At 74.2% G+C, this 13,900-nt stretch carries 12 protein-coding genes; 6 read left to right on the plus strand and 6 right to left on the minus strand.

Annotated features, from left to right (window positions below):
• Positions 1-206 precede the first annotated feature (206 nt).
• The 3 genes from RAN62_RS00080 to RAN62_RS00090 all read right to left on the minus strand — a co-directional run bounded on the left by RAN62_RS00080 (position 207) and on the right by RAN62_RS00090 (position 2,198).
• Complete coding sequence (locus RAN62_RS00080; RefSeq protein ID WP_305782316.1) at positions 207-914, minus strand: DUF305 domain-containing protein; 708 nt, start codon at positions 912-914, stop codon at positions 207-209.
• 223 nt (positions 915-1,137) lie between these two features.
• Positions 1,138-1,428, minus strand: coding sequence for a winged helix DNA-binding protein (locus RAN62_RS00085; RefSeq protein ID WP_305782317.1), 291 nt, complete (start codon positions 1,426-1,428; stop codon positions 1,138-1,140).
• 125 nt (positions 1,429-1,553) lie between these two features.
• A complete protein-coding gene (locus RAN62_RS00090; protein WP_305782318.1) occupies positions 1,554-2,198 on the minus strand; it encodes an NAD-dependent epimerase/dehydratase family protein in 645 nt (214 codons plus the stop codon).
• Between the two features lie 53 nt (positions 2,199-2,251).
• On the opposite strand from RAN62_RS00090, the gene RAN62_RS00095 reads away from it, so the two are divergent.
• From RAN62_RS00095 to RAN62_RS00115, 5 genes are all read left to right on the plus strand, one after another.
• Entirely contained in the window at positions 2,252-5,089 is a 2,838-nt protein-coding gene (locus tag RAN62_RS00095; RefSeq protein ID WP_305782319.1) for an SWIM zinc finger family protein, read from the plus strand.
• Positions 5,086-6,147 (plus strand): ATP-binding protein, encoded by a 1,062-nt coding sequence (locus tag RAN62_RS00100; RefSeq protein ID WP_305782320.1) that lies wholly within the window; start codon positions 5,086-5,088, stop codon positions 6,145-6,147. Before RAN62_RS00095 ends, RAN62_RS00100 begins: the two co-directional genes overlap by 4 nt.
• The gene (locus RAN62_RS00105) at positions 6,140-8,455 is read left to right on the plus strand and encodes a DUF5682 family protein (RefSeq protein WP_305782321.1); all 2,316 of its coding nucleotides are present in this window, start codon (positions 6,140-6,142) and stop codon (positions 8,453-8,455) included. The genes RAN62_RS00100 and RAN62_RS00105 overlap by 8 nt, the downstream gene beginning before the upstream one ends.
• A complete protein-coding gene (locus RAN62_RS00110; RefSeq protein ID WP_305782322.1) occupies positions 8,452-9,663 on the plus strand; it encodes a VWA domain-containing protein in 1,212 nt (403 codons plus the stop codon). Before RAN62_RS00105 ends, RAN62_RS00110 begins: the two co-directional genes overlap by 4 nt.
• Positions 9,664-9,745: 82 nt before the next feature.
• A complete protein-coding gene (locus tag RAN62_RS00115; protein ID WP_305782323.1) occupies positions 9,746-10,504 on the plus strand; it encodes a class I SAM-dependent methyltransferase in 759 nt (252 codons plus the stop codon).
• Positions 10,505-10,550: 46 nt separating this feature from the next.
• Here the strand turns inward: RAN62_RS00115 and RAN62_RS00120 are convergent, their stop codons facing one another.
• Together RAN62_RS00120 and RAN62_RS00125 are read right to left on the minus strand one after the other, a co-directional pair.
• Positions 10,551-11,198, minus strand: coding sequence for a 4'-phosphopantetheinyl transferase family protein (locus tag RAN62_RS00120; RefSeq protein ID WP_305782324.1), 648 nt, complete (start codon positions 11,196-11,198; stop codon positions 10,551-10,553).
• Positions 11,195-12,007, minus strand: a complete 813-nt coding sequence (locus tag RAN62_RS00125) for an alpha/beta fold hydrolase (protein ID WP_305782325.1) — start codon at positions 12,005-12,007, stop codon at positions 11,195-11,197. Before RAN62_RS00125 ends, RAN62_RS00120 begins: the two co-directional genes overlap by 4 nt.
• Before the next feature lie 190 nt (positions 12,008-12,197).
• On the opposite strand from RAN62_RS00125, the gene RAN62_RS00130 reads away from it, so the two are divergent.
• Positions 12,198-13,343: a DUF5925 domain-containing protein gene (locus RAN62_RS00130; RefSeq protein ID WP_305782326.1), complete on the plus strand. Its 1,146-nt coding sequence runs from the start codon at positions 12,198-12,200 to the stop codon at positions 13,341-13,343.
• Here RAN62_RS00130 and RAN62_RS00135 read toward each other — a convergent pair whose 3' ends face one another.
• Complete coding sequence (locus RAN62_RS00135) at positions 13,344-13,844, minus strand: MarR family winged helix-turn-helix transcriptional regulator (RefSeq protein WP_305782327.1); 501 nt, start codon at positions 13,842-13,844, stop codon at positions 13,344-13,346.
• Positions 13,845-13,900: the final 56 nt, after the last annotated feature.

Here is a 13,900-nt window from a genome sequence, read left to right on the forward strand (position 1 = left end):
CACGAGCCGCCGTCACGCTCATCACGTGGCGGGCCGCCGAACGGGCACTGCTGCCGCTGCCGGTACGCCGGGAAGCGCGCACGTAACAGTCATTAATCGCGTTCCGGAAGCGACCCGGCCGAACGGACTAATAGTGTTGCGGAACAACCGGCGCCCGCCGCTGGACGTTTTTCGCACCCGCCGATAACAGAAACTCGAAAAGAAATTCAGCCGAGTTCGCTGAGAAACGCGCGCCGGCTCTCGATCACCTTGTCGGCCAGCGCCTTGGTCTGCGGCTCGACCCCGGCCTTGCGCTCGCTCTCGGCCAGATTGACGCCCTGCTCGAAGTGGGCCCGCAGATGCCCGACGATCAGCGTGTCGAAGGCGGCGCCCCGCACCCGCCCGGCCGCCGTGACCTGCTCCGGCGTGACCATGCCCGGCATCGGCATGCCCTTGTGCGGGTTCTCCGCGGGCAGCTGCGCCTGGTCGTGCAGCGCCCGCAGCGCCGTCAGCTCCTGCTCATGAAAGCTGCTGACCTCGGCCGACAGCGCCTTGACCCGGGCGCCGCCCCGCTCCGGCACCAGCGCCAGCAGCGGCAACAACTCCTCGTCCATGGCGATGTTGATCTCGATCCAGGCCCGGTCGGTGCCCCCGAACACGCCCGCCCCGCCCGCCGCCCCGGCTCCGGAATCGCCGGTATCGTTCCCCTTTGTCCCGCTGACTTGGCCGCCCGTAGCCTGCGCGCTGTCACCCCCCGCCGGCCGGGCATCGTCGCCGCAGCCGCCCGCCCCGAGCAGGACAACGGCCACGATCAGACCCGCCGCCGCCCGCAGCGCCGACGAGCGCGGCACCCGGAGCGCATCGACGGGCGTGCCACGCCGGCCCGGGAAGGCGTCACGAGCATCGGCGGGGAGGCGGGGGAAATACCGATTCACACAGGCGAGTCTCGGCGCGCGCGCCGCCCGTGTCAATGTGAGCAACCTCTTCCATCGCGCCGTGAACCAACAATTTCTTCCCGTTCAAACATTGACGATCGGCAACGTCGGCGTAACATTGGCCGCACGCCAGAGAGCGTTCTCCCAGCCACCCCTGCGCGTCGCCCACCCACCGAGGAAGCGGCGCGCAGGGGCCTCCAACCAAGGCCCTGGCCGCTGCCGGTCAAGCCGGCGGCGTCGGGCCGTTGCCGTTCAGGGCCGTCCGAAGCAGGCCGGCCAGCTGGTCGCGCCGGCGCGGGGTGAGGTGGGCGAGCAGATCGCGCTGAGCGTCCAGGCCCGCCGCCACGGCGCGATCGACGACGGCGAGGCCCACGTCGGTCAGGCGCACGTGAATGCCGCGCCGGTCGGGCGGGGCTCCCAAGGGCCGGCTGTCCGCCGTGCGTGTGTCGCTGCTCGCGTTGCTCTCGCCGGTGGTCGCTACGGTCGTGGGCTGGGCCGCGCTCGGCAGAGTCACACCCCGCTGCAGGTGGCGGGCATGGTCATCGCCTTCGCCGCCGTGACGGTCGGTGCGCGAGACACCACCACACCGACGAGAAACCCCGATCCGCGACACCCCGGGAAAACCAGGACGCGGGCGGGTCAGCGGAGGTCGATGTTCTCGACGATGCGGGTCGGGAAGCCGATGCGGGCGGCGCGGAGCATGGCTCGGCCGAGGGCGTCGTTCGTGGTGGTCCAGCGGGGCAGGTGGCGGATCAGGAACGGTGTGATCGGCGCGGTGACGGCGTAGCCCCAGCGGTAGAGGCGGGTCTTGGACGTGGCGCCGTGCGTGGGCTGGATGAAGCCGGGCCGGAAGGCGTACCCGTGGGGGAAGGTTTTGATGATCTCCAGCTCGGTGCGGCCCTTGATCCTGGCCCACGCGGCGCGGCCGTCGATGTCGGTGCCGGCGCCGGAGACGTACACGAAGGTCATCTCGGGGTTGATCGTGGACAGGGCGTGTGCGGCGGCGGTGGGCAGGTCGTAGGAGATCTTGGTGTAGTCGGCCTCGCTCATGCCGGTCGAGGAGACGCCCAGGCAGTAGAAACAGGCGTCGAAACCCGCGAGCCGGCCGGTCAGCGGGCTCAGATCGGCGAGGTCGGCCAGGGTGGCCTCGGTCAGCTTCGGATGGCGTACGCCGGTGGGGCGCCGCCCGATCGCCAGCACCTCCTCGACGTCGGCCGCCAGCAGGCTCTCGCGCAGCGCGCCCTGCCCGACCATGCCCGTGGCGCCGAAGATGATGATCCGCATGACACCAGTCTCCCCCACGCGGTTTTGTCGTACCCGCCTTCTACATTGCTGCGGTGCCCGTTGAACGATGGTCCGCCGCCCAGGTGTCCGCCGCCGCCCCCGACGCCTCTTCGCTGAAGAGTGCGCAGAAGCTCGCCGCGCCCACGTCGTGGGAGCAGCGCGGCGCCGTCGACGACGTGCTGTGGGGGCTGTGCCGGGGCAGCGGGAAAAATCCGTACCAGGTCTGTGTGGACGTGGCCGGCCCGGCTTACAAGTGCTCGTGCCCGAGCCGGAAGTTCCCGTGCAAGCACGCGCTCGCCCTGCTGTTCCTGTGGAGCTCCGGCGAGGTGGGCGAGGGCGAGCCGGCGCCCGATTTCGTCACGGAGTGGCGCCAGGGCCGGGCCGAGCGCGCGGTCAAGGCGGCCGCCCCCAAGAGCACCGATCCGGCCGCTGCGGCCAAGCGCGCCGGGCAGCGGGCCGAGCGGGTCGCCGCGGGCGTGTCCGAGCTGCGGCGCTGGCTCGACGACCAGGTGCAGCAGGGCCTGGCCGCGGCGGAGCGGGCCGGACACCGGCCTTTCGAGACGATGGCCGCACGCCTGGTCGACGCGCAAGCCCCGGCCGTCGCCGGCACCGTGCGCAGGCTCGGCGGCATCGCGGGCATCGGGCCGCAGTGGGCCGACCGGCTGCTCGGCGAGCTCGCGCTGCTCCAGCTCCTGGTGGCCGGGCACGACCGCCTGGCCGACCTGCCGCCGGAGCTGGCCGCCACGGTCCGGTCGCGGATCGGCTTCCCGGTGGCGACCGAGGACGTGCTGGCGGGCGAGCCGGTGCGCGACCGCTGGCAGGTGCTCGGCCAGGAGGACAGCGACGACGGCGCGCTCACGACCCGCCGCACGTGGCTGCTCGGGGCCGACCGGCGGCGGTTCGCGTTGCACCTGTCCTTCGCGGCGCCCGGGCAGACGCTGGCGACCGATCTGGTGCCGGGCACGTTCTTCGAGGGCGACCTCTGCTTCTATCCGGGGGCGCTCCCCCTGCGCGCGGTGATCAAAGATCGGCTCGGGCCGACCCGGCCGCTGTTGCCCGAGCCGATCGGCGCGACCGGCCTGTCCGCGGCCCTGGAGAGCTGGGCGGCCGCGCTGGCCGCCGAGCCGTGGCGCACCGGCCTTCCGGTGCTGCTCGCCGGGGTCGCGCCCAGCGCCGACGGCTTCCTCACCGACGCCACCGGCGAGTCGTTGCCGCTGGCCGCGGGGCATCGGGAGCCGTGGTGGCTGCTCGCGGCGGCGGGCGGCGAGCCCGCGACCGTCGCCGGCGAGTGGACACCGGCCGGCCTGCGCCCGCTCGCGGCCTGGGCGGGCGGCCGGTTCGTGCTCGCCGCCCCGCCCGGTCCGGCGGGCAGTGCCCCGCGCAGCCCCGAGCTGCCGCCCGACCTGCTGGCGACGGCGCTCGTGGGCACCGCGCGACGGCCCTTCACGGCGACCACCGTCGCCGCCGGGGACGCCTCGATCCCGCTCGGCGGCGAGACGTCACTGCTGGAGGCGGCTGCGACGGCGCTGACCTACCGGCGGGCCGGGATCACGCCCGCGACCGGGCACCCCGCCGTCACTCCCGCTCCCGCGGAGACGGGCCGTCCTGTGCCATCCGCGGCGGGGGTCCGGCTGCAGCGGCTGCTCGACGGGAGCGGGCCGCAGGATCTGCTGTCGCAGTGGCTGGGGGCGGCGGCCCGATGGGGCGGGCATGTTCCGCCCGAGACACTGCCGGCGCTCTTCGATGCGGGCCGGCGCAACAGTGTGATCCGCCCGGCGATCGCCCGGGTGGCCGGCGAGCGCGGCCGCTGGCTGGCCGGGCTCCGGCCCGACTGGGGCTGGGTGCGCGACGAGGCGCCCGGCACGGCCGCGCCGGACAACCCCGAGACCTGGCACACGGGTACGCCCGGAGAGCGCCTCGCCCACCTCACGCGACTGCGCACTGTGGACCCGGCGGCGGGGCTGGCCCTGCTGCGCGAGGCCTGGGCCACGGAGGCACCCGAGGACCGCGCGCGGTTCGTCGGCGCGCTCAGCACCGGGCTGTCGCTCGCCGACGACGGATTCCTCGACGCGGCGCTCGACGACCGGCGCAAGGAGGTACGCGAGGCGGCGCTCGACTTGTTGCAGCGGCTCCCGGGGTCGGCGCTCGGGCAGCGGATGGCCGAGCGGGCCCGGGCGGCCGTGCGGATCGAGCGCCGCGCCCTCGGCCGCGACCGGCTGATCGTCACTCCGCCCGAGGAGCTGACCCCGGAGCTGCGCCGGGACGGGCTCGCCGCCAAGCCGGCCCGGGGCACCGGGGTGCAGGCGTGGCTGCTGGAGGAGGTCGTCGCCGGGGCGCCGCTGAGCACGTGGACGCACGACCGCGGGCCGGCGAAGGTCGTCGAGCTGGCCCGCGGCAACGACTGGGAGGTGCCGCTGCTGCACGGATGGGCCAAGGCGGCCATCGCCCAGGGCGCCGCGGAGTGGGCGACCGCGCTCGTGCACCACGACAGCCGGGAGCGGACGGGCGGGCTGCGCGAGGCCGTACGCTGGGATCTGCACCTGCTGCTCCCGCCGGCCGACCTGGCCCGGATCGCCGCCGACTTCCTGCGCCGCGAGGACCACCTGGCACACCGGCTGCTCGCCGTGCACCCCGGCCCGTGGCCCGACGAGCTGGCCGTCGCGGTGATCGAGACCGTCGCGCTCCGCGCCCGCAAGGACAAGCACAGCTGGCAGCTCGCCGAGCTGTGCCGGGCGGCGGCGCCCGTCATGCCGCCGCGCTACGCCCCGCACCTCACCAAGCTCGCGGACCAGCTGCACCGCGACGGCACCGATCCCGCCCGGATCCGCGCCGTCACCGAGCTGGCCCGCACCCTCACCTTCCGCCACGAGATGCTCCAGGAGTTCGAGTGACCGCTCTGCGCCCGCACGCCGAGGACCAGTACGCCGACGAGCTCGCCCAGCTCGCCGCCGCCGACGACCGGCCGCGCCCGCCGGGGTGGAAGCTGTCGCCGCAGGCGGTGGTGACCTATCTGCTGGGCGACGGCGCCAAGATCACCCCGAAGTACGTGGGCCCGCGCCGGCTCATGGAGGTCGCCGTGTCCACGCTGGTCACCGATCGGGCGCTGCTGCTGCTCGGCGTGCCCGGCACCGCGAAGACCTGGGTCTCCGAGCACCTCGCCGCGGCCATCAGCGGCGACTCGACCCTGCTGGTGCAGGGCACGGCCGGGACGGCGGAGGAGGCCATCCGCTACGGGTGGAACTACGCGCGCCTGCTCGCCGAGGGACCGTCCGAGGCGGCGCTGACCGCGAGCCCGATCATGCGCGCCATGCAGACGGGCACCATCGCCCGGCTCGAGGAGCTGACCCGCGTCCCGTCCGACGTGCAGGACGCGCTCATCACGATCCTCTCCGAGAAGACGCTGCCCGTCCCCGAGCTCAACACCGAGATCCAGGCCCAGCGCGGCTTCAACCTCATCGCCACGGCCAACGACCGTGACCGGGGCGTCAACGAGCTGTCCAGCGCCCTGCGCCGCCGCTTCAACACGGTCGTCCTGCCGATCCCGGCCAGCGCCGACGACGAGGTCGACATCGTGGCCCGCCGGGTCGCGCAGCTCGGCCGGTCGCTCGAGCTGCCCGAGGTGCCCACCGCGCTGGAGGAGATCCGCCGCGTGGTCACCGTCTTCCGCGAGCTGCGCAACGGCATGACCGAGGACGGCCGCACCAAGCTCAAGTCGCCGACCGGCACGCTCTCCACCGCCGAGGCGATCTCGGTCGTCACCAACGGGCTCGCCCTGGCCACGCACTTCGGCGACGGCCGGTTGAGCCCGAGCGACGTGGCCGCGGGCATCGTCGGCGCCGTCGTCAAGGACCCGGTCTCCGACGCCGTGGTCTGGCGGGAATACCTGGAGACCGTCGTGCGCGAGCGCTCGGACTGGCGCGCCTTCTACCGCGCGGCGCGCGATGCCTGAGCGGCACTACGGCATCCGTCACCACGGCCCGGGTTCGGCCCGTGCCGTGGTCCGGGCGCTGGAGGAGCAGCGCCCCTCGATCCTGCTGGTCGAGGGGCCGCCCGAGGCGGACGAGCTGGTGCGGTGGGTGGGCGGCGCCGGGCTCGAGCCGCCGGTCGCGTTGCTGGGCTATGCGACGGACGATCCGCGGCGGTCGGCGTTCTGGCCGTTCGCTGTGTTCTCGCCGGAGTGGCAGGCGATCCGGTGGGCCGTGGCGAACGGCGTGCCGGTGCGGTTCTTCGACCTGCCGTTCGCGTTCCGGCTGACCGATCCCGGGACGCCGGACACGCCGCCCGCGGCCGGGCCGCCCGCCGGTGTGGCGCCCGGCGCGGAAGACGACACGCGCGGCGAGTCGGGTGACACGCCCGGTGCGGCGCACGACACGCCCGGCGCGGCGGAGGACACGCGCGGAGAGCCGGGTGAGGGCGACGGCGTGGCGCGGCGGCGGCCGGTGGATCCGATCGGGGAGCTGGCGACGGCGGCCGGCTACGACGATCCCGAGCGCTGGTGGGAGGACGTCGTCGAGCACCGGGGCATGCCGGCCTTCGAGGCGATCGCGGAGGCGATGGGCGCGATCCGGGAGTCCGCGCCCGAGGACCCCGAGGACCTGGTGCGCGAGGCGTACATGCGGTCGGTGCTGCGGGAGGTGCGCCGCGAGCACGACGACATCGCCGTGGTGTGCGGGGCCTGGCACGTGCCCGCGCTCAGCCGGAAGGTCGCGGTCAAGGACGACACCGCGCTGCTCAAGGGCCGCAAGAAGGCGAAGGTCAGCTTCACCTGGGTGCCCTGGACCTACGGGCGGCTGGCGTCCTGGTCCGGCTACGGCGCCGGGGTGCGGTCGCCCGGCTGGTACCACCACCTGTTCACGACCGGTGCCGACGTCGTGCCGCGGTGGCTCGTGGACGCCGCCGGGGTGCTGCGGGCCGAGGGGGTGCCCACGTCGTCGGCGCACGTCATCGAGGCGACCCGGCTGGCGGAGGCGCTGGCCACCGTGCGGGGACGGCCGCTCGCCGGGCTGGCCGAGGTGACCGAGGCGGCCGAGGCGGTGCTCTGCGAGGGGGAACCGCTGCGGACCGAGCTGATCGACCGGCGGATGGTGGTGGGCGAGCGACTCGGCGGAGTGCCGGACGACATGCCGGCCGTACCGCTGGCGAAGGATCTCGCGGCGCAGCAGCGGGCCGTACGCCTGAAGCCGGAGGCGCTCGAAAAGGTGCAGGAGCTGGACCTGCGCCGCGACATGGACCTCGCCCGCAGCCGGCTGCTGCACCGGATGCGCGCGATCGGCGTGCCGTGGGGCGAGCCGGACGCGGCGCGGCGGGGGCTCGGGACGTTCCGGGAGCAGTGGCGGCTGCGCTGGCTGCCCGACTTCGCGGTGCAGCTTGTCGAGGGCAGCATGTACGGCACGACGGTCGCCGCCGCGGCCACGGCGAAGGTGGTCGAGGCGGCGGGCAAGGCGCAGTCGCTCGGGGAGGTCACCGCACTCGTCGAGGTGTGCCTGCTCGCCGATCTCGCCGACGCCTTCCCGCCCGTGCTGGCCGCCCTGGACACCCGGGCCGCCCTCGACGCCGACCTCGAGCACCTGATGGCGGCGATTCCCGCGCTCGCCCGCACCCTCCGCTACGGCGACGTGCGGCGCACCGACGTCGCCGGGCTCGCCACCGTGACGTCGAGCCTGCTCACCCGGATCTGCGCCGGGCTGCCCGCCGCGGTGGGGTCACTGTCCGACGAGGCCGCCAAGACCCTGCGCGGGCACATCGACGGGGTGCACCAGGCGGTCGGACTGCTCGACGAGGCGGCGCTGAGCGAACGCTGGTTCGGCACGCTGACGTCGGTCGCCGGGCGCGCCGGGCTGCACGGGCTGATCGCCGGGCGGCTGACCCGGCTGCTGCTCGACGCCGGGCGGCTCGACAGCGCGGAGGTGCGCCGGCGGCTCGGGCTCGCGCTGACCGTCGGGACGCCGCCCGCGGAGGGCGCCGCGTGGGTGGAGGGCTTCCTGTCCGGCGGCGGGCTGCTGCTGGTGCACGACGACGAGCTGCTGGAGCTCGTCGACTCGTGGCTCGCCGACATCGCGGCCGAGGCGTTCGACGACGTGCTTCCACTGCTGCGGCGTACGTTCGGGAGCTTCGCCACCGGCGAACGGCGCGCGATCGGCGACCGGGTCGCCGGCGGGGTGCGCACCACGGGCGAGGCGCCGCTCGTACTCGACCATGACCGGGCCGCGCGGGTGCTTCCGACGCTGGCGGCGTTGCTGGGAAAGGAGATCGGATGAGCACCGATCCGGACGTGACACCCGCGCCGGCCTCACCCGCGGCGGACGCGGTGGCGGAGCGGCGGCGGCGGTGGCGGCTTGTGCTCGGTGGGGCGGCGGAGGAGTCGCTCGGCGGGGCGGAGGGGCGCGACGGGCGGATGGATGCCGCGCTGGCCGCGCTCTACGACACCGGCGGGGACGGCGACCCCGGGACGAAGCAGGCCGGCCGGTCGGCGGGGCTCGGCGGCTCGGCGCCCAAGGTGGCGCGGTGGCTGGGTGACATCCGCGAGTACTTCCCGAGCACGGTCGTGCAGGTCATGCAGTCCGACGCGATCGAGCGCCTCGACCTGACCCGGCTGCTGCTCGAGCCGGAGATGCTCGACGCGGTGGAGCCGGACGTGCACCTGGTCGGCACGCTGCTGACGCTCAACCGGGTCATGCCCGAGCAGACCAAGGAGAGCGCCCGCCAGGTCGTGCGCAAGGTGGTCGACGAGCTCGAGAAGCGGATCAGCCAGAAGACGCGCGCCGCGGTCTCCGGGGCCCTCAACCGCGCGGCCCGCATCAACCGGCCGAAGCTGAGCGACATCGACTGGGACCGCACGATCCGGGCGAACCTCAAGCACTACCAGCCCGAGCACCGTACGGTCGTCCCGGAGCGCCTGATCGGCTACGGCCGCCGCACCACGGCGATCCAGCGCGACGTCGTCCTGTGTGTCGACCAGTCCGGCTCGATGGCCGCGTCCGTCGTGTTCTCGGGCGTCTTCTCGGCGGTGCTCGCCTCGATGCGGTCGCTGCGGACGTCGCTCGTGGTCTTCGACACCGCCGTCGTCGACCTGACCGACCAGCTCAGCGATCCGGTCGAGGTGCTCTTCGGCACGCAGCTGGGCGGCGGCACCGACATCAACCGGGCCATCGCCTACGGCCAGCAGCTGATCACGCGGCCCCGGGACAGCATCTTCGTGCTGATCAGTGACCTCTACGAGGGCGGCGTCCGGGAGCAGATGCTGCGCCGTGTCGCCGAGATGACGGCCGCCGGCGTGCAGGTGGTCGTGCTGCTCGCCCTGTCCGACGAGGGCGCCCCGGCCTACGACGCGGAGAACGCCGCCGCGCTGGCCGCGCTGGGGGTGCCGGCGTTCGCGTGCACGCCCGAGGCCTTCCCGGACCTGATGGCCGCGGCGATCGAGCGGCGGGACCTCATGGCCTTCGCCCAGCAGCAGGCCGAGCGATGACCGCCGGCCGGAGGGCAGCGTTGTTGCACACTCTTGGCAACAGGGCTTGCCGGGGAGGGCAGATGTAACTAGCGTGAGCCCCATGAGTGCTTACACGGCGGCCGCGTGGCAGGAGAGCTGGGACCGTCAGCAGGAGGGCTACCTGCCCGACCGGGAGCAGCGCTTCACTGCCATGCTCGACGCCGTCGGGGCCGTCACCGAGAGCGGGGCGCCGCGGGTGCTCGACCTCGCCGGCGGCACCGGGACGATCAGCCTGCGGACGCTCGCGCGTTTCCCGCGCGCGACCACCACGGTGCTCGACCAGGACCCGGTGCTGCTGGCGCTGGCCCGCGCCTCGCTGGCGGAGGACAGCCGGGCCACCGTCGTGTCCGCGGACCTCGGGTCGCCGGCCTGGGTCGAGGCGTTGCCGCACACCGGGTTCGACGCCGTGCTGACCGCGACGGCCCTGCACTGGCTGCCGGGCGAGCGGGTGGCCGCCCTCTACGCCGAGATCCGATCCGTGCTGCGGCCCGGCGGCATCTTCGTGAACGCCGACTACATGCCGGAGGAGAGCCTGCCCGGGCTGACCAAGCTGCTCGTGGCCCGCGCCGACGCCGAGCGCGCGGCCCGCCAGGCGACCGGGGCGGCGCTCGACTGGACTGCCTGGTGGGCGCGGGTGGCCGGCGACGAGGAGCTGGCCCCGCTGCTGGCCGAGCGGGAGCGGATCTATCCGGGCGGCAGCCACACCGAGTGGAACCCCCCGGCCGCGTGGCACCTCCAGGCGCTGCGCGACGGCGGCTTCAGCGAAACGGGCATCCTGTGGCGCGGCGGAGCGGACGCGGCGGTCATCGGCCTGCGCTAGGCACGGAAACGAGCACGACAAGGCCGGCCGGGCCAGGCGGCGCCCGTCAGGAGGAGGCGGCAGGCAGGGCGATGGCGGTCACCACGAGACCGTCCTCGACCGCGAACCGGCCGTGCAGCGACGCGAACGGCCCGTCCCGCAGGATTCGCGCGGAGAACGACCCCGCCACCGGGTCAAAGGTCAGCGCCGCTTCCTCGAAGCCGAGCCAGGCGCCCGTACGCGGGAACCAGACCTTGTAGACCGACTCCTTCGCGCTGAACAGCAGCCGCTCCCACCACACGTCCGGCCGGACGGCGGCGAGCTCGGCGAGATGGGCGCGCTCGGCGGGCAGCGACACCAGGTCGAGGACGCCCTCCGGCAGCGGCCCGGCCGGTTCGGCGTCGATGCCCACGCCCGCGAGGTCGGCCGACCGGGCCACGGCCGCCGCACGGTAGCCGGCGCAGTGGGTCATGCTGCCGACGATGCCCGCCGGCCAGATCGGGGCGCCCCGCTCGCCGCGCAGGATCGGCACGGGGGCGACGCCCAGCTCGGCCAGGGCCGTGCGCGCGCAGTGCCGCACGGTGGCGAACTCCGCCTGCCGCTTGGGCACGGCGTTCGCGACCAGCTCGGCCTCGCCCGGGAGCAGCTCGACGCCGGCGGGGTCGGCCCACACCTCGGCGGTTCGCACGGCGGCGGGCAGCAACCGCGCGATCATGCGCGCCGCCCCAGGAAGCGCAGCAGCTCGGCGTTCACCGCGTCGGGCTGTTCGAGATAGCCGTAATGGCCCGCGTCCGGGATCTCGGCGTAGGTCGCGCCCGGGATCGCGGCCGCCAGCTCCCGCCCGTGCCGCGGCGGGGCGATCAGGTCGTCGGCGAACGAGATGACGTGCACGGGCGTGCGCACCCGCGCGTACGCGCCCCGGCGATCCGTCGTCAGCTGCACGCCCAGCTGAGCCAGGGCGCCGGGGCTCGCCCCGTCCTCGGGCGAGAACTCGAACAGGTCCAGCCAGTCCTGGCTCAGCTCCGGGTCGGCGAGCGTGGCCGGGGACAGATTCTGCAGCGCCCGGACCACCGCGGCGTAGCGGGGCGGCAGGGCGACCCCGCTCTCTCCCAGCTCCCGCTCCGCGTTGTTGAGCGCCGTCGACATCGGGTCGGGGCGGGCGCGGGAGGCCATCAGCACGGCCCGGGTCGCCAGGTCGGGCCGGACCAGCAGCAGCTCCTGGACGACGAGCGCGCCCATGGACGTACCGACGAAGGCACACGGACCACCCACGGCGCGCTCGACGACCGCCACGGTGTCGGCGACCAGGTCCGCGACGGTGAGACCCGGGACCGCCGGCCCGCTGTCACCGCTGCCCCGGTTGTCCATCGTGTACGCCCGGAGCCCGCCCGAGGTCAGCGCCGGCACCTGGTGCAACGCCCACGAGCGTCCGCGGGCACCCGTGCCGGTGAGCAGCAGGACCGGCTCCCCGCGGCCCGACGCCTCATAACTCAATGTGACGCCGGAGACATCGATCGTGGGCATGATCGCACCCTACCGGCGGCCGGCCACTCACTAGTGTGGTGGGGGATCACGTCATGCCGCTGACCGGGGAGTACGCGCCGACCCCGTCCGGCTGGGCGCGCGAGCGGGCCGAGCGGGCGGGCGCTCCCGATCGGAGCAACTGACGGGAAAACCGGGTGCCGGCCCGCCGCCGAGGGAAGATCATGGGCAGATGCGTACGCCCCATCAGTCCGTCGATCGGCTCGCCGGCCGCACCGTGGAGCTGGCGGCCGTCCCGCCCGCCCCCGCGGCGCTGCCGCTCTCCGGATCCGTCGACGACACGGACCGGCTGGTGGACGTCGTCGATCTGCTCGCGCTCGACGCCTTCGTGCAGGGGCGCGAGCCCTTCGGCCGGACCAGCTATCTGGAGAACGTCCGCGCCGACGCCCCGCTGACCAGCGACGCCGCCCGCGTGGTGCGCGACGCGCTCGAGGAGGACAGCCACGGCCGGCTGTCCGTCGGCGACGGCTGGACGCTCTACGTCATGCGCTGGAAGCAGAGCCGGCGGGCCCGGGTGACCGTCACCGCGGTGAGTGCTGAGCTGGCCGAGTCGGTGCTGGCGACGGTCGTGGACGGTGCGGTCGAGGAGCCCGCGCCCGCGGCGGAGAGCGTACCCATCGGCTTCTGGCACTTCGGTCCGCACGGACCGCGCCGCGCGCAGCGGGAGATCGACGCCGCGCCCTGGGAGAAGATCCGCGGCAACTATGCCGAGCCGGTGGCGCAGACCCTCGAGCGGCTCATGCGGCTCGACCACACCAGCATCCACGGGCGGCTCCTGCTGCTGCACGGCGAGCCCGGCACCGGCAAGACGACGGCGCTGCGCGCGCTGGCCCAGCAGTGGCGCTCGTGGTGCCAGGTCGACTGCGTGCTCGACCCGGAGCGGCTCTTCAGCGATCCTGCCTATCTGATGAGCGTGGCCCTGGGCAGCGGCGACGACGACGAGCCGCGCTGGCGTCTGCTCATGCTGGAGGACTGCGACGAGCTGGTCAGCGGGGAGGCGAAGGCGAGCGCGGGGCAGTCGCTCTCCCGGCTGCTCAACCTCACCGACGGCCTGCTCGGCCAGGGGCGCAACGCGCTGATCGCGCTGACGACCAACGAGGATCTGGCGTCGCTGCACCCCGCGGTGGTCCGGCCGGGGCGGTGCCTGGCCAGCATCGAGGTCGGCCGTCTCCCGTACGCCGAAGCAGTCCGCTGGCTCGGCCGGCCCACCGGCATCGGCCCCGCCGGCGCGACCCTGGCCGAGCTCTACGCCCTGCGCACGGGCACCGAGCCGGTGACCGTGCCCAAGTCCGCTCCCCCGACCGGGATGTACCTGTAGTCACCGCTCGTGGTGCAGCATCACCTTGCGCAGCAACGCGTTGAGCTGCTTCAACTCGGTCAGGCTCAGGGCCGCCAGCAGCTCCCTGTCGCGGGCCATGCCGGCGTGGATGTGCTGCTCCCACGCGGCGCGGCCCGCGGCGGTCGGCCGGACGAGCACGCGGCGGCGGTCCTGCGGCTCGACCTCGCGGGTGATCAGCTCGGCCCGGGCCAGGCGGTCGAGGCGGGCGGTCATCGCGGCCCGGGTCACCTTGACGACCTCGGCGAGCTGGGCCGGCGTGGCCTCGATGGGATAGGGCTGGATCATCAGCGCGTGCAGCGTCTTGTAGTCCTCGACCGTGAACGCCGGGTCGGGGAAGGCCGCCGCGTCGCCCCGCTTCTGCCGGCGCAGCAGGAACTGCATGCGGGTGATCGCGCCCTCGATCTCCGGCGCCACGTCGGGGTCGCCCTCCCACAGGCTCGCCCACCGGCGTACGTGTTCGTCGACCTCGTCCCGCTCCACGTCCCCCAGCATAGTTCATTGCCAAATAGTTAGACGGTGAACTACTGTCCGGACCC

The organism is Symbioplanes lichenis, assembly GCF_030709675.1.
Lineage (GTDB): Bacteria > Actinomycetota > Actinomycetes > Mycobacteriales > Micromonosporaceae > Actinoplanes > Actinoplanes lichenis.

Bases quoted from the DNA above. Each gene is read 5' to 3' on its own strand.
- RAN62_RS00090 (WP_305782318.1), bottom strand. From the start codon at position 2,198: ATGCGGATCATCATCTTCGGCGCCACGGGCATGGTCGGGCAGGGCGCG.
- RAN62_RS00105 (WP_305782321.1), top strand. From the start codon at position 6,140: ATGCCTGAGCGGCACTACGGCATCCGTCACCACGGCCCGGGTTCGGCC.
- RAN62_RS00110 (WP_305782322.1), top strand. From the start codon at position 8,452: ATGAGCACCGATCCGGACGTGACACCCGCGCCGGCCTCACCCGCGGCG.
- RAN62_RS00115 (WP_305782323.1), top strand. From the start codon at position 9,746: ATGAGTGCTTACACGGCGGCCGCGTGGCAGGAGAGCTGGGACCGTCAG.
- RAN62_RS00120 (WP_305782324.1), bottom strand. From the start codon at position 11,198: ATGATCGCGCGGTTGCTGCCCGCCGCCGTGCGAACCGCCGAGGTGTGG.
- RAN62_RS00125 (WP_305782325.1), bottom strand. From the start codon at position 12,007: ATGCCCACGATCGATGTCTCCGGCGTCACATTGAGTTATGAGGCGTCG.
- RAN62_RS00130 (WP_305782326.1), top strand. From the start codon at position 12,198: ATGCGTACGCCCCATCAGTCCGTCGATCGGCTCGCCGGCCGCACCGTG.